The 14,399-nt window shown below is 53.4% G+C and carries 12 protein-coding genes, 2 pseudogenes and 1 riboswitch; of the genes and pseudogenes, 6 read left to right on the top strand and 8 right to left on the bottom strand.

The genetic code is table 11. The features are described 5' to 3' along the window. Positions 1–81: 81 nt before the first annotated feature. A complete protein-coding gene (locus JCM12308_RS16275; RefSeq protein WP_054784454.1) occupies positions 82–780 on the bottom strand; it encodes an HAD family hydrolase in 699 nt (232 codons plus the stop codon). 212 nt (positions 781–992) lie between these two features. On the opposite strand from JCM12308_RS16275, the gene JCM12308_RS16270 reads away from it, so the two are divergent. Continuing rightward, entirely contained in the window at positions 993–1,922 is a 930-nt protein-coding gene (locus tag JCM12308_RS16270) for an alpha-1,2-fucosyltransferase (protein WP_054784453.1), read from the top strand. Between the two features lie 22 nt (positions 1,923–1,944). On the opposite strand, the gene JCM12308_RS16265 is transcribed toward JCM12308_RS16270, so the two are convergent. From JCM12308_RS16265 to JCM12308_RS16240, 6 genes and pseudogenes are all read right to left on the bottom strand, one after another. Then, positions 1,945–3,129 carry a glycosyltransferase family 61 protein gene (locus tag JCM12308_RS16265; protein WP_208609053.1) on the bottom strand — a complete coding sequence of 395 codons (1,185 nt, stop codon included), beginning with the start codon at positions 3,127–3,129 and terminating at the stop codon, positions 1,945–1,947. A gap of 188 nt (positions 3,130–3,317) precedes the next feature. Next, a pseudogene (gene gcvPB / locus JCM12308_RS16260) lies at positions 3,318–4,906 on the bottom strand (aminomethyl-transferring glycine dehydrogenase subunit GcvPB). After that, the gene (gene gcvPA / locus JCM12308_RS16255; protein ID WP_008549942.1) at positions 4,903–6,252 is read right to left on the bottom strand and encodes an aminomethyl-transferring glycine dehydrogenase subunit GcvPA; all 1,350 of its coding nucleotides are present in this window, start codon (positions 6,250–6,252) and stop codon (positions 4,903–4,905) included. The pseudogene gcvPB and the gene gcvPA overlap by 4 nt, the downstream one beginning before the upstream one ends. A 167-nt stretch (positions 6,253–6,419) precedes the next feature. Continuing rightward, complete coding sequence (gcvH, locus tag JCM12308_RS16250) at positions 6,420–6,791, bottom strand: glycine cleavage system protein GcvH (RefSeq protein ID WP_008549930.1); 372 nt, start codon at positions 6,789–6,791, stop codon at positions 6,420–6,422. 69 nt (positions 6,792–6,860) lie between these two features. Further along, positions 6,861–8,003: a glycine cleavage system aminomethyltransferase GcvT gene (gene gcvT / locus JCM12308_RS16245; protein WP_008550050.1), complete on the bottom strand. Its 1,143-nt coding sequence runs from the start codon at positions 8,001–8,003 to the stop codon at positions 6,861–6,863. Positions 8,004–8,198: 195 nt separating this feature from the next. Next, positions 8,199–8,293, bottom strand: a riboswitch (glycine riboswitch). Between the two features lie 122 nt (positions 8,294–8,415). Beyond that, complete coding sequence (locus JCM12308_RS16240) at positions 8,416–9,003, bottom strand: hypothetical protein (RefSeq protein WP_008549995.1); 588 nt, start codon at positions 9,001–9,003, stop codon at positions 8,416–8,418. 153 nt (positions 9,004–9,156) lie between these two features. Here JCM12308_RS16240 and ispH point away from each other — a divergent pair, with 153 nt between their 5' ends. The 5 genes and pseudogenes from ispH to JCM12308_RS16215 all read left to right on the top strand — a co-directional run bounded on the left by ispH (position 9,157) and on the right by JCM12308_RS16215 (position 13,130). After that, positions 9,157–10,209, top strand: a complete 1,053-nt coding sequence (gene ispH / locus JCM12308_RS16235; protein WP_054784451.1) for a 4-hydroxy-3-methylbut-2-enyl diphosphate reductase — start codon at positions 9,157–9,159, stop codon at positions 10,207–10,209. A gap of 2 nt (positions 10,210–10,211) precedes the next feature. Next, a pseudogene (locus JCM12308_RS16230) lies at positions 10,212–11,175 on the top strand (homoserine kinase). Beyond that, complete coding sequence (rnhA, locus tag JCM12308_RS16225; RefSeq protein ID WP_041768129.1) at positions 11,172–11,624, top strand: ribonuclease HI; 453 nt, start codon at positions 11,172–11,174, stop codon at positions 11,622–11,624. Before JCM12308_RS16230 ends, rnhA begins: the two are co-directional and overlap by 4 nt. Positions 11,625–11,647: 23 nt before the next feature. After that, a complete protein-coding gene (locus tag JCM12308_RS16220; RefSeq protein ID WP_054784450.1) occupies positions 11,648–12,577 on the top strand; it encodes a diacylglycerol/lipid kinase family protein in 930 nt (309 codons plus the stop codon). A gap of 265 nt (positions 12,578–12,842) precedes the next feature. After that, positions 12,843–13,130 (top strand): PilZ domain-containing protein, encoded by a 288-nt coding sequence (locus JCM12308_RS16215; RefSeq protein ID WP_208609051.1) that lies wholly within the window; start codon positions 12,843–12,845, stop codon positions 13,128–13,130. 15 nt (positions 13,131–13,145) lie between these two features. Here JCM12308_RS16215 and JCM12308_RS16210 read toward each other — a convergent pair whose 3' ends face one another. Then, the gene (locus tag JCM12308_RS16210) at positions 13,146–14,204 is read right to left on the bottom strand and encodes a D-alanyl-D-alanine carboxypeptidase family protein (protein ID WP_054784449.1); all 1,059 of its coding nucleotides are present in this window, start codon (positions 14,202–14,204) and stop codon (positions 13,146–13,148) included. Between the last annotated feature and the right edge of the window lie 195 nt (positions 14,205–14,399).

The following is a 14,399-nucleotide window of genomic DNA, read 5'->3' as shown; positions in this document are numbered from 1 at the left end:
TCTTGCTCATGCCCAAGTGTATGACCGCAACCTACCGCTGCTGTCAAGAAAGTTTTGGCAGATTGTGCTGAGCAAGTACTCTCAGACCGTGTTTTTGAGCAGATTCAGCTTTAGCATCAAACCCGCTAACTCTCTCATATCATTGAAGATTGCCAGAGGGTTTTGTTGGTCTAGTCGGCTGTGTAAATTTGGGGTGCCGTGGGTGGCGCCGGTGAAGCCGAGGGCGTCCATGCCAGCGGCGTTGGCTGCCTTCAGACCCAGATGGCTGTCTTCGATGACGAGGCACTTGGCAGGAGTAACGCCCATCTCACTGGCTGCTTTTAGGAACACATCTGGTGCCGGTTTGCCTTTTGCAACTAGATCTGCCGAGAAGTATCTGTGTTCAAAACGCTCATGAAGATTAGTCAGTTTGAGCGTGTGCTCCAGTCGTTCCATGGAGCTGCCTGAGGCAATGCACATCTTCATGTTCGGGAACAGTTTGTCCAACTCATGCAATGCTTCGTGGATGCCTTTGATTGGTTGAAGGTCTTTCTCAAAGGCTGCTTTGAGAGCAGCATCCTGATTTATGAGCGCTTCATGGTTTCGGATATCCCGGCCAATCTCAGCTTCTACCTGACTGAAAACTTCGTTGGCGGACACACCGCAGAAACGCGCGATCATGTCTTCTGTGCTGATGGGGTATCCGGCTTTGGTGAAGCCTTCTGCCTCAACCTGACACCCAATCCATTCGCTGTCGATCAGACAGCCATCGCAATCCCAAATGAGCAAATCGTAGTTCATAAACAAATCCAGTTGGTTATATCGGGTGCAGTGTTGCCAGCAAGCGTGGCGTTTTGATGGTGACATGATTTGGTATTGCAACTTATCCCTGCAGGCCAGGTTGGTAAACGGGTACCCCTCAGAGATTTACTCCCAAAAACCTAGTAGTGAGCCTTTGCCAAAGCTCCGCTAGGCTGACAGGTAAACAAGCTGATTTGTGTAGCGGGGGACGTATGTCAGTTGCTTCTCAGGTGCGAAGATCCGGAGCTGCGCGGCGACGCAAGCTCAAGCCAACATTGATTGTCCGTATCCGTGGGGGCATTGGAAATCAGCTTTTTCAGTATGCTCTTGGGCGAAAAATCGCGCTTGAAACAGGGATGAAATTGCGCTTCGATCGCAGTGAGTACGACCAGTACTTCAATCGCTCCTATTGCCTTAACCTGTTCAAGACGCAGGGCTTATCAGCCACGGAATCCGAGATGTCAGCGGTCCTCTGGCCTGCGCAGTCCTTCGGGCAGACGGTTAAGCTGTGCCGCAAGTTCTATCCGTTCTATCAGCGGCGTTACATCCGTGAGGATGAGTTGTTGCAAGACAACGAAACACCAGTGCTGAAGCAAAGTGCCTATCTAGATGGGTACTGGCAGACCTGGGAGATTCCATTTTCGATCATGGAACAGCTGCGCGACGAGATCACCCTGAAGAAGCCTATGGTTCTGGAGCGCTTGAAGCTGTTGCAGCGGATCAAGTCCGGCCCCTCAGCTGCGCTGCATGTGCGGTATGGTGATTACAGTCAGGCGCATAACTTGCAGAACTTCGGCTTGTGCTCTGCCGGGTACTACAAAGGCGCGATGGATTTTTTGACTGAGCGCGTGCCTGGGCTGACATTTTATGTTTTTTCAGACAGTCCTGAGCGGGCGCGAGAGGTGGTTCCTCAGCAAGAGAACGTCTACTTTGCTGATCCGATGCAGGATGGAAAAGATCATGAAGATCTGATGGTTATGTCTTCATGCGATCATATCGTGACGGCAAACAGCACGTTCAGCTGGTGGGCGGCGTTCCTGAATGGGAATGAAGACAAGCATGTGATTGCACCGCTCAAGTGGTTCAAGAACCCAAATCTGGATGACAGCTTGATTGTTCCGCCGCATTGGCAACGGTTGTGAGGTCTAAGTCTCTGTAAGATCGCTAAGCGAACTCCAAGGCATCAACTTCATGCAGAATCTGCCCGATCGCAGTTTGCGGCAGGGTAAAGTGCTGATGGGCTCCGCTCATCTCGCCGATTACGGGGGCGTATTCCAAACCTCTGATATGCGAGAGCCATGCATAAGCACTTTGGATGTAGTCGGCTGGAAAGATCTCCACGAGCTTGCCACCTGCCTGCGTAAAGAGCAGGTTTGTGAGGCCTGCCCCGTGCGTTCCCACGATGATCTTGGCGCTGTTGAAGAGCTTCACCTGTTCTCTGTGTGTTAGCTTGCCGGGCACCACGATTTGAAAGCCACGCGCTTCCAATTGCTCGATGAGTGTTGTCTCGTTGAGGATACGCCGTGTTTTTGCGTCATTGCGTGCGATGTAGAGCTTTTGCGTGGGCACCTTGTGCATATCGAGCCCGTAGGCTGCGAGATAGTGCGTCGCGACCATGGAGGCCGCCTGCTCGCTTGCGGGCGCTCGGAACTCGCAGTTCATAGCGGGAGAGCAATGGTAGAGGGTTTTGCAGTGTATGCGTTCGTTTGCTCTGCACTCCTCCAATGTGAGGAGCGGTGTATCCTGAGCCAGGAACTCGTAGAACTCTCTCTGAAACTCCGGCAGGTCTTCTCTCAGCAGGATTTTGAGCGGGAAAGTGCGTGGTTCCAGATGCTCCAACAGGAACAACAGCGGAAACGCTACATCACAGAGGAAGTGGTAGTAATGGCGATACCCTGTTGCCATGCCGAGCATGTTGATCGCGGCGCTTTGGATCGTTCGATCTTTGAGGTGGGCAAACCGCATTGTGTTGGGTGCGGCGGCTTCTATCTGGCGGTGTTGGCTTTTCAAGACTGTAGCGCCTGTGCTGCCGAGAACTAGCGTATCAGTCAGTTTATGCAGTCGGAGCTGGGTGTGGCCTGATGGTGTGATTGGTAAAGGATAGCGGCTTTGTTCAAGCGCCCCATATTCCGTGAAGAATGCCTGCACTTGCTGAGGTAGATCGCGAGAGCTGCGCTCATCCATGGTGAGCAGGTGCTTATGCGGAGGGAGCCCCGGTGCGGCATTATCTGGAAAATAGTTGTAGCGGTCGCCGATGGCGGGGAAGGTTCTGGCGAGGGTTGATTGTAGTTTGAATCTGAGCTGCCTGCTTGTTGGCATCCAACTGCGCCATTTTGGTGCTTTACGCATACCCACCTCACCCATTCTTTGCGGAGTATGCAAGACCGTATACTGACCGGGGAGTGCTCAATATCCACGTATTCTGATCTATCAATTTTTGAGGATGTGGTCCAGGAGATGCCATTGGAATTCTGGCAAAGAAAATGCCCGGCGTCTTTTGCAAGAGCCGGGCTGTAAGTTTTACAGAAAACGCGTTGTTACGCGAGTTCTGGTTCCACCTTGGTTGGTTCTGGAGCCACCCATTTTAGGATTGGTTTACGCGCAGCGCCGGTTTCATCCAGGCGGCGGCGCGGAGCCAGGAACGGAGCACCTTCGAAGCGGTCTTTTTCGCCAGCTTTCGCACTCATCACCAGATCGCGCATGGTTGCGACGAACAGGTCCAGCGACGCGCGGCTTTCGCTTTCGGTTGGCTCGATGAGCATTGCACCACTTACGACCAGTGGGAAGTACATGGTCATTGGGTGGTAGCCTTCGTCGATCATTGCTTTTGCAAAGTCCAGCGTGGAAACGCCGGTGTCTTTGAGGAAGCTGTCGTCGAAGAGGACTTCGTGCATGCAAGGTTTGACGCCGTATGGCAGGGTCATCAGGTCCTGCAGGCCAACGCGCACGTAGTTTGCGTTCAGCACTGCATCTTCAGATGCCTGTTTCAAGCCATCAGAACCGTGAGACTGCATGTAGGAAAGTGCACGTACATACATGCCCATCTGACCGAAGAAAGCGGTCATACGGCCAAATGGCTGTTCGCCTTCGTTCAGCTGGTCGTTGGTTTCTACGACTTCCAGTTCCTCACCATTCTTACGGATGAATGGAAGTGGAGCGTAAGGTGCCAGACGATCAGACAGCACAACCGGACCAGAACCTGGGCCACCACCACCGTGTGGCGTGGAGAAGGTTTTGTGCAGGTTGATGTGCATGGCGTCGATGCCGAGGTCACCCGGCTTGGCCTTGCCAACAATCGCGTTGAAGTTTGCACCGTCACAGTAGAAGTAGCCACCAGCTTCATGAATTGCGTTTGCAATCTCAATCACTTCTGGCTCGAACAGACCACAGGTGTTCGGTTGGTGAGCATGAGAGCTGCCACCTGACCTGCGTGTGCTTCGATCTTCTCGATCACAGCTTCAACAGCCACTGTGCCGTCTTCACGTGCCGGGATGGATACAACCTTGTAGCCAACGAGCGCGGCAGTTGCCGGGTTGGTGCCGTGGGCACTTTCCGGAACCAGAACGATGGAGCGCTCTTCACCTTTGGCAGCGATTGCATGCTTGATGGCCATCATACCGCACTGCTCACCATGAGCACCCGCTTTCGGGCTCATGGCCACAGCGTTGGTGCCGGTGAGTTCCATCAGCCAGTCTGCCAGTTCAGAGATCAGCTCGAAAGCGCCCGGAACGGTTGAGATTGGCTGCAGTGGGTGGATGTCTGCAAAGCCCGGCAGGCGCGCCATCTTTTCGTTGAGGCGCGGGTTATGCTTCATGGTACAGGAGCCCAGAGGGTACAGACCTGAGTCAATCGCATAGTTGTTGCGGGACATGCGAACATAGTGGCGCATGGTTTCCGGCTCGGACAAAGCTGGAAGGTCTACAGGCTCGCTGCGCATGTGGTTGCCGAGGCGTGGAACGAAGTCCATTGGCTCGTCCAGATCCACACCACAGTTGTCCATGTGGCCGATTTCAAAGATGAGCGGCTCTTCCATGTCCAGTGCACGGTTACCAGTAAAGGTCTGGTGCGGCATTGGAGGGCCAGCTTCACCTGCGCGTGTCGGGCGTCCCTGATGGTTCATAGTCATGCCAGCACCTCCTTCAGAGCTTGCGCATAGGCTGCACGGTCCTCATCGGTGTTCACTTCAGTGCTTGCAACAACGATCAGATTGTCGATGTCACCGCCGGACTTGTCCAGACGACAGACAGGTACACCGCCCAGAACGCCTTTTGCAGCCAGTGCTTCGATCACTTCGTGTGCGTTCTTTGGTGTGCGGATGGTGAACTCGTTGAAGAATGAGGAGTTCAGCACTTCAACACCATCGATCGCGCCAAGAGCATCTGCCAGAGCGACTGCGCTCATGTGGTTGATGCGTGCAAGACGTGCGAGGCCTTTACCGCCCAGCAAGGTCATGTGGATGGTGAATGCCAGAGAACACAGACCGGAGTTGGTGCAGATGTTGGAGGTCGCTTTGTCACGGCGGATGTGCTGCTCACGCGTGGAAAGGGTCAGCACGAAACCGCGCTTGCCTTCCGCATCCACGGTCTCACCACAAACACGACCCGGCATGTTGCGGATGTACTTCTGACGGGTTGCGAACAGACCAACGTAAGGGCCACCGAATGTCAGTGGGTTACCGATGGACTGGCCTTCGCCAACCACGATGTCTGCACCCTGAGCGCCTGGGCTTTCCAGAAGGCCAAGGGAGACAACTTCAGTGAACACAGCAATCAGCAGCGCTTTGTGGGCATGTGCTTTTTCTGCAATCGGCTTCAGATCAATCAGCTGGCCGTAGAAGGATGGAGACTGAACCACCACACAGGAGGTTTCATCATCGATCTGAGCCAGAATGTCTTCTGTGCCCATTGGGTCAGCAGGCAGCGCAACAACGGATGCGCCCGGAAGCTTAGCGGAAACGCCTTCAACCACTTCACGGTACTGTGGGTGCAGACCGCCGGAGAGAACCGCTTTTTTCTTGCGGGTCACGCGGTGAGCCATCAACACTGCTTCTGCGGTGCCGGTGGAACCGTCATACATGGACGCGTTAGCAACATCCATTCCGGTCAGGTTTGCGACCTGGGTCTGGAACTCAAAGAGTGCCTGAAGCGTACCTTGTGTAATTTCTGGCTGATACGGGGTGTAGCTGGTCAGAAATTCGGAACGCTGGATCAGGTGATCAACGGTAGCAGGAATGTGGTGTTTGTACGCCCCTGCCCCGACGAAGAACGGGAGTGATCCGGCACTGACATTCTTGTTTGCCATTGCAGAGAGCTGACGCTCCACCTGCATCTCGGTCTTGCGACGTGGCAAGGTTGTCAGTTCTTCAAGGCGAACGGCCTCTGGAATATCGGCAAATAGCTCATCGATTGAGTCTACACCGATACGCGCCAGCATGTCGGCGCGGTCGTTGTCTGAAAGCGGAAGATACCGCATGTTCCCTCTCCATCAGATTGTCTGATGCACATTGCAGCAAAAGCAAATAGGGCTTCTGCCATTTCCTGCCATGAGGTTGCCCGACATGGCAGGGGCTGAACGGCTTTTGGCTTATTGCGTATTCTTATTCCGAAAACCGGTCGGGCTTTTCGGGAGTACGCTTTGCCTTAAAGCGTTTCTACAAATGCTTTGTAATCAGCTTCGCTCATCAGGGCTTCAAGCTGTGCAGCATTCCCGAGCTTCATTTTGAAGAACCATGCAGCGCCCTCTGGGTCTTCATTTACCTTTGCAGGCTCATCAACAAGAAGCTCGTTGCCTTCTGTGATCTCGCCATCCAGCGGTGCGTAAACTTCGGATGCAGCTTTCACGGATTCTACGACGGCTACTTCATCATCCTGAGCAACGGTTTTGCCGTTCTCTGGAAGTTCGACGAACACAACATCGCCCAGCTGGCTCTGTGCGAACTCAGTGATGCCGACGGTTGCTACGTCTCCCTCAACCTTCAGCCATTCGTGGTCTTTTGTGAAATATGTGCTCATTTAAGCGTTCCCTACACTGTCGTTTGTCGATTGAAATGTGATTGGGGCAGCCCGCTGCCCTCACCGGAATTATTTTGGTTTGCGGTAGTAGCGCTGTGCTACAAACGGCATCTCAGCTACCTTGGCTTTGAGTGCGCGGCCACGGACCACAAGCTCAACTTCTGTGCCAATTTCTGCCAGTTTGGATGGGACATAGCCCATTGCCACCGGCGCGCCAAGTGTTGGGCCAAAACCACCTGATGTGACGCGGCCAATAACTTCTTCTGAACCCGGTACGCGGATTTCTGCTCCTTCACGTGCCGGAGCACGGCCATCAAGCAGCAGACCTACGCGGAGATTTTCGGTACCTTCAGCCAACTGCTTGAGCACACGCTCACCACCTGGGAAGTCGCCTGCTTCTTTGCGGCGCTTCTGCATGCAGAAGGTGATGTTGCCTTCAACAGGTGTGGTGTTTTCGTCGATGTCGTGACCATAGAGGCAAAGGCCAGCTTCAAGGCGCAGGCTGTCGCGTGCACCAAGGCCGATTGGTTCTACACGCTCATCAGCGAGCAGCGCCTTTGCGACAGCTTCAGCTGCGCCAGCAGGAATGGAAATTTCGTAACCATCTTCACCGGTGTAACCGGAACGGGACGCGATCACGGAGATGCCGTCAAACTCAAGTGGACGCGCTTCCATGAAGCCCATCTCAGCGGCTTCCGGTGCATGCAGAGCCATCACTTCAGCAGCTTTTGGACCCTGAATTGCGATGAGTGCGCGGTCTTCAACGATCTCAAGCTTCACGTTGTCCGGCAGAGCAGCTGCGATGATTTTGTAGTCGTTGTCTTTACAAGCTGCATTGACAACAAGCATCAGGCGACCATCATCTTCAGCCGCAAGCGGGCGAGACACCATGAGGTCATCGATGATGCAACCGTTGTCGTTGAGCAGAACCGTGTAGCGCTGCTTACCCGGCTTCAGTTCCTTCATGTTGGATGGAACGAGCGTTTCCAATGCAGCTGCAGTGGTTGCGTGGTCAGGGCCTACGAGCCAAGCCTGCCCCATATGGGACACGTCAAAGAGGCCTGCGCTTTCACGGGTGAAGAGGTGTTCTTTCATAACGCCGAGCGGGTATTGTACCGGCATATCATAGCCAGCGAACGGCACCATTTTAGCGCCAAGCTCGGTGTGTAGATCGAAAAGCGGTGTTTTCAGCAGGTCTGTAGCTTCAGCCATATGGTCCCCTCAGACAGTGGCGTACACGTCAAAGACCATTCCCTTTGGAATGATCAAGTACGCCCCCTCTGTCTCGAGAACCTGAGAGATTTCCCGCACTGGCAGCTACAAAAACCAGAGCGATTACTCCTTCGGTGAGAGCCTTAACGTGCGATCCATACGGATAGCGCGCTCGGCACTGCTTTCCAGAGTGTTGCTTACTATGCGGTCCTTTTGCCTGAGAGTTTCCGGGGCGGTTGCTCCTTCGGCGATAACCCAATGGGTGGCTTATTCTCTCCCGCACAGCTCTGCACTCGCCAGCCCTCCTCTCAGAACCGGCGAATGTATTCCTCCTCAGCGGCTGCAACGTGCCCCTGAGAAAGGCTGGCGCGACACTATGACGCCAAGCTGTGAACCCTTACTAACCTATTTTTTACTTTTCGTCGAATCCAAAGACGACATTTTGTCCCGGTTCATTCGGAAGAATAATATTTTCTTCCACAAATGCCCATGTCGCAGACGGCGATCCGGCCCCTAAAGTGACAGGAACGCTGAAGAGTTTGGAGTAGATTGTTTTTTCTCCGCCATCCACATCTTGTGTGACTGCTACACGCACAGGAAGCAGAACTTCGCCCCCTTTCCACGTTGGACCGGGTGTAATTGTACCCGCGATACCCAGTTTCATTGCTGAGTTCTGGCCGGATTTTTTACAGGTGCGTGCCCAATCGGTGATGATTGCCTGATAGCTGAGATTCTCAGGTGTCTTCTCTTTGCCGCGTGGGTATTTGGTCAGGATGGTTGTTCCTGAAAGTTCCTGCAAGGCGGGACATAAGGCAGGTGCCTGTAGCACGGACAGATCAAAAGTCTTCTCAGTTGCAGGCGGATTTGCTGAAGAAGATTCCAGCTCAGCATCTGATGACATGAAGCTTCCGCAGCCTGCTAGAGATGCACCGATTGCTGCCAGAAGAATTGCCCGTCCTGTGTTTTTGAGCAGTGATTTTGCCAATAAATTGCCCACCATACGAATCCCAAATTTATCTGCAGTTTTTGTTTCTATATCAGCCGCAAACGCAAATGGCGAGATACATCAGTCACCTGAAACACATTGGAGGAAGCTGACAGGCTGAATATTGGAGAAAATCAGCGCTTGATGCCCGATTAAAAACTCTTTTTCTTGACAGAGACAGCCAACATCCTTCAATTGCTCAAAGTCAAAATTCAGGAATACATCATGCAGGTTACGCCCTCCCCGAAGGCACCGGTCAAAATTTTACTTTGCGCTCCACGCGGCTTTTGTGCCGGTGTTGACCGCGCGATTCAGATCGTGGACCTCGCGCTGGAGAAGTACGGCGCTCCTGTTTATGTGCGCCACGAGATCGTTCACAACAAGTATGTTGTTGAGGGTCTGCGCAACAAAGGTGCTGTTTTTGTTGAGGAATTGGATGAGATTCCGGTTGATGACCGACCTGTAATTTTCTCTGCTCACGGCGTGCCGAAGTCCGTTCCCGAGGCTGCGCGCCTGCGTAATCTTTTCTTCCTTGATGCGACCTGTCCGCTGGTTTCCAAGGTACATAAAGAAGCAATTTTGCATGACAGACGTGAGCGTGAAATTCTTCTGATCGGCCACAAAGGCCATCCGGAAGTTGTCGGCACTATGGGTCAGTTGCCGCGCGGACGTGTCTCTCTGATTGAGACTGCTGAAGATGCACGCACATTTGAGCCAAAAACAGATCGTCAGCTGGCCTGGATTTCACAGACCACACTTTCTGTTGATGACACGAAAGAGATCGTCGAAATCCTTGAAGAGCGTTTCCCGACTATTGCAAAGCCGCACAAGGATGACATTTGTTATGCGACCACCAATCGCCAGCATGCGGTGAAGGAAATTGCGCCGAAATGCGATGCGATGATTGTTGTGGGCGCACCGAACTCCTCCAACTCCAAGCGTCTGCGCGAAGTTGGAGAGCGAGCTGGTTGTGACAAAGCATTCCTGATCCAGCGCGCCTCCGAGATTTTCTGGGGTGACTTTGAAGGCGTGAAGACCATTGGCATCACTGCCGGTGCGTCTGCTCCTGAGATCCTCGTTGAAGAAATTGTTGAAGCCTTCCGTGAGCATTTTGATGTGACACTGGAAACCGTTACAACTGCTGAAGAAGACATTTCATTCAATCTACCGAAAGAGTTACGGGCTGCTCCTTCACCTAGCGGAACAAGCGCGGCAGAATAGTTATGGCTGTATATACCGATGTTTCCGATGAAGAGCTGGGCGCCTTCATCGACCGTTTCAACATTGGCACTCTGCTCTCCTACAAGGGCATTGCCGAAGGCGTTGAGAACTCCAACTATCTGGTTCATACGGAGACGGGCTATTACATCCTGACGCTCTACGAAAAACGCGTTAATCCTGATGATTTGCCGTTTTTTCTGGGCCTGATGCAGCATCTCGCCGGTAAAGGCCTCAACTGCCCTACCCCGCTGATTGATCGCGATGGCAGATGCTGGGTGAGCTGGCAGGACGTCCTGCTGCCATGGTCACATTCCTTGATGGTATGTGGGTACGCAAGCCGCAGCTGGTGCATTGCTCTGAGCTGGGCAAAGGCATGGCGCGGATGCATCTGGCTGGCGCTGATTTTGAGATCAAGCGTCCGAACTCCCTGAGCGTTGACGGCTGGGCGCCTTTGCTGGATGCAAGCCGCGACCGTGCACATGAGGTGAAGGCGGGCCTTGCTGAAGAGTTGACGGCTGAGCTGGATGAGTTGCAGGCGCTGTGGCCGAAAGATCTGCCGAGCGGTGTGATTCACGCGGATCTGTTCCCGGACAACGTGTTCTATCTGGCAAGGAACTTTCTGGCCTGATCGACTTCTACTTTGCCTGTAATGATGCCTTTGCTTATGACGTGGCGATCTGCATCAATGCGTGGTGCTTTGAACCGGATGGCATGTTCAACGTGACGAAAGCGCGTGCGCTGTTGGAAGGTTACCGAAGTGTGCGTCCGTTCAGCGAGCTGGAGTTCGACAATCTGCCATTGCTGTGCCGCGGTGCTGCGCTGCGCTTCCTGCTGACACGTCTTTATGACTGGCTGTCTGTGCCGGAAGGTGCGCTGGTTGTTCCAAAAGATCCACTTGAATACCTGCGCAAACTCAGGTTCCATCGTGGCGTATCCAATGCGAGTGCATACGGGCTGGATAAATGAGCGATACCAAACGTGTTGAGACGTGGACGGACGGAGCGTGCTCCGGCAACCCCGGGCCTGGAGGCTGGGGCGTGCTGCTTCGCTTTGGCGAACATGAGAAAGAGCTGTGCGGCGGCGAGCCAGCCACGACCAACAACCGTATGGAACTGATGGCGGCTATTCAGGCACTGGAAACCCTGAAGCGGCCTTGTGCGGTGGATTTGTATACCGACAGCTCTTACGTGAAGAACGGCATCACGCAGTGGATGCACAACTGGAAACGTAAAGGTTGGCGGACGGCCTCCAACTCTCCGGTCAAAAACGCAGATCTCTGGCAGCAGCTAGATTCGGCTGCACAGCGTCATGATGTTTCCTGGCACTGGGTGAAAGGTCATGCCGGACACGAAGAGAACGAGCGTGCTGATGAGCTGGCACGGAAGGGTATGAAGCCCTTTCAGAAATCCAAGTAAGTCGGGAAGGTTCGGACGCACGCATGGAAAGCCCGCTTCCTCACTCCCGGCTGGATAAACCCGAGAAGAAGCCTCGCAAAGCCAAGCGGGTGCTTATTCTTGCAAATCCAACGGCCACGTCCTTCCGCTTTCAGCGTATCACGGAGATCGTGAAGTGTCTGGAAGAGGCTGGGATGAAGGTGGAGCTGAAGCTAACCAACCGTGCCAGTGAGATTACCGAGACCTGCACTGATCCAGACCTGAACACGGATATTCTGGCGATTGCTGGTGGTGATGCGTCTGTCAGTGAGGCGGCTTCTGCCATGCTGGGACGGGGAATGAAGCCGCATCTGGCGATCATTCCCTTTGGGACAGCCAATGTGCTGGCGCATGAACTGGGCGTGCCGAGCGCGCCGAAAGAGATCGCCAAGGCCATCATTGCCGGTAAGACGCAGAAACTGCACAACGGTTATGCCAATGGGCGACCGTTTTTTCTGTCGACGTCCACGGGTTTTGATGCAGAAGTGGTGCATGTCGTGCCATTGCGCCTGAAGCGTCGTTATGGTCGCTTTGCATCTCTCTTCATTGCTGCGCAGCTGGCGTTCTCTCGCCGCAAAGGCAGCTTTAAGGTGCGGGCGGATGGTGAAGAGCTGCAATGTGCCATGGCATTGATCATCAATGGCCGCTACTACGCCGGAAAACACTTGGTGGTGCCTGAGGCTTCTATTTTAGAGAAGCAGTTGCACTTGCTCACCTTCAAAGAGGATGGTGCCTGGGCGCTCTTCAAATACGCATGCCGCTTACTTACTGGCAGCGTGGTAAAATCGCGCAATGTTGAGTGCCGGACCATTAAAACAGCTCGCATTGAGGCCTATCGTGCTGCGGCTGTTCAGATCGATGGGGAGCCATTTGGCGGGACACCGCTTGAAGTTTCTGTCGGCGATTGTGAACTGACTGTGATCTGCGGAAACTAGAACAGTCTTTCCCTTCTGCGCTTCCTTTGATGGCTACAACCTCAAATTTACGTAGTGCTTCCCGCAGGTTATAACCTGCACGTCACCCTTACATATTTTAGAGTTGAAACTTTTCCAATTTAGCTCGTGAAATGAGTAGCTTAAGCAATGTACGCTACCTGGTCACGCGTTAACATCTACGCAATATATAGTTGATAGTGCGTATGTAAGTTTCCAAACTAACGATTCTAGTTATTGCATTTTTGACGTAAAGGCCGGCGGTCTCATGATGTTGCCTCGACCGAAACTTTTAGAGATAGAAAACAGAGGCCATAAACGGCATTCCTGCCACTGGCCTGCAGTGTTGTTTACAGACAACTTCAACCGATCCTGTGTGATTGAGGATATCAGCAATGGCGGATGCCGTTTGCTGGTCAACACGGGCAAGCTGACTTCAGGGTCTACCGTGAAGATTCAGGTGCCAGCCCGCAAGCTTTCGTTCACGGGCAAGATTGTCTGGCTTCATTGCGAAGAAGCAGGCATCAAGTTCACGTCCAAACCTGCTCGTCTGTGAGCGAAGCTGGATGAGTTACTGTGGTTTAGGCGTTGGCAGAGGACTGCCGAAGCCGATCGCAACCTTCCATGTACGGACGCTGTAGCTTTTGTGCTCTGAGCGTGTGTTCAGGTAGCTCTTGTTCTTGCCGATCCCCATTGGGTAGCGTTTGTTCTGCTGCACTTCGTAGGCCTTGCTTTGACTGGTGCAAAGCCGTTTGCGCATGTCTTCAGGTTGCTGTTGCAGGTCGTTCGCAATATCCCTGAGTTGCTGACCATTTGGCCCCAACTCTCCAGTCATTGCTTCTGTCAGCAGCTTGGCAGCCCGTTCGCTACGTTCCCGCCCGGTCGTTGCTCCGAGTACGACGGCCATGTAGCGCTGCCCTCCCCGATCTGTCAGTGCAACAATGTTGCGGCCCGAAGAACAGACGAAGCCAGTCTTCATACCAACGGTTCCCGGAAGCCTTGTGAGCAACTCATTGAAGGATGTGATTGCCTTGCCATCAATGGTCACTTTTGATGTGGCGAACACGTCGTGGTACTGCGGGTAACCTAGGTAGATTTCTCGCCCCAGTACAGCCAGATCACGCGCAGATGTTTGCTGGGTGGCATCGAACAATCCATTGGCGTTGGCAAAGTGGCTGGCCGTCATGCCAAGGCGCCGTGCTGTAGCGTTCATCCGCTGCACAAAAGCCTCTTCACTGCCGGCAACGCTTTCTGCAAGTGCAACGGCAACATCATTGGCTGACCCGACAAGAACCGCGTAAATGGCATCTTGCAAAGTCATGACGCTTCCGACCTTCAGGCCCGACTTCAAAGAGGCCTGCCTCATCGCCCATGGAGACATCACCACAGACGTTTCGAGATCAACTTCTCGTTTGGCGAGGGCTTCGAAGGTTACAAGCGCTGTCATCAGCTTGGTTGTTGAGGCCGGATACCACGGATCACCAGCATCTTCCGCATAGAGCACACTCTGCGTATCCAGATTCAACAGCAAGGATGGTGTGGCACTTGCGGGCGCGAGGCTACCATATGAAATCAGGATCAGGCCCAGAGCGGCGTGCACTTTTCGACACGCATTACCAAAATAAAACATGCAGCTATTAAACTCAGATAGGGAAAAGAGAGCCGGACCAGATGCCGTGAAAAAATTGCCTCGAGTGTGTCACTGCCAGAGTTATTCAGAGAATACACAGAGGTGAATGATCAAAATTTCTCCAGCAATGCTGCTGTTGCCGAGTGATCACAAATTTCCCTTGTAACCACTCGGAGTCTTTTGGGTTTGACTGCG

Source organism: Pseudovibrio denitrificans JCM 12308 (assembly GCF_001310815.1).
In the GTDB taxonomy this organism is placed as follows: Bacteria; Pseudomonadota; Alphaproteobacteria; order Rhizobiales; family Stappiaceae; genus Pseudovibrio; species Pseudovibrio denitrificans.
This window is presented reverse-complemented; position numbering and strand designations above follow the sequence as displayed.

What these genes read in the sequence shown, in the direction of transcription:
- gcvT (WP_008550050.1), bottom strand. Translation starts at nt 8,003, where the DNA reads ATGGCTGAAGCTACAGACCTGCTGAAAACACCGCTTTTCGATCTACAC.
- gcvPA (WP_008549942.1), bottom strand. Translation starts at nt 6,252, where the DNA reads ATGCGGTATCTTCCGCTTTCAGACAACGACCGCGCCGACATGCTGGCG.
- JCM12308_RS16275 (WP_054784454.1), bottom strand. Translation starts at nt 780, where the DNA reads ATGAACTACGATTTGCTCATTTGGGATTGCGATGGCTGTCTGATCGAC.
- rnhA (WP_041768129.1), top strand. Translation starts at nt 11,172, where the DNA reads ATGAGCGATACCAAACGTGTTGAGACGTGGACGGACGGAGCGTGCTCC.
- JCM12308_RS16240 (WP_008549995.1), bottom strand. Translation starts at nt 9,003, where the DNA reads ATGGTGGGCAATTTATTGGCAAAATCACTGCTCAAAAACACAGGACGG.
- JCM12308_RS16215 (WP_208609051.1), top strand. Translation starts at nt 12,843, where the DNA reads ATGATGTTGCCTCGACCGAAACTTTTAGAGATAGAAAACAGAGGCCAT.
- gcvH (WP_008549930.1), bottom strand. Translation starts at nt 6,791, where the DNA reads ATGAGCACATATTTCACAAAAGACCACGAATGGCTGAAGGTTGAGGGA.
- JCM12308_RS16210 (WP_054784449.1), bottom strand. Translation starts at nt 14,204, where the DNA reads ATGTTTTATTTTGGTAATGCGTGTCGAAAAGTGCACGCCGCTCTGGGC.
- JCM12308_RS16220 (WP_054784450.1), top strand. Translation starts at nt 11,648, where the DNA reads ATGGAAAGCCCGCTTCCTCACTCCCGGCTGGATAAACCCGAGAAGAAG.
- JCM12308_RS16270 (WP_054784453.1), top strand. Translation starts at nt 993, where the DNA reads ATGTCAGTTGCTTCTCAGGTGCGAAGATCCGGAGCTGCGCGGCGACGC.
- JCM12308_RS16265 (WP_208609053.1), bottom strand. Translation starts at nt 3,129, where the DNA reads ATGCGTAAAGCACCAAAATGGCGCAGTTGGATGCCAACAAGCAGGCAG.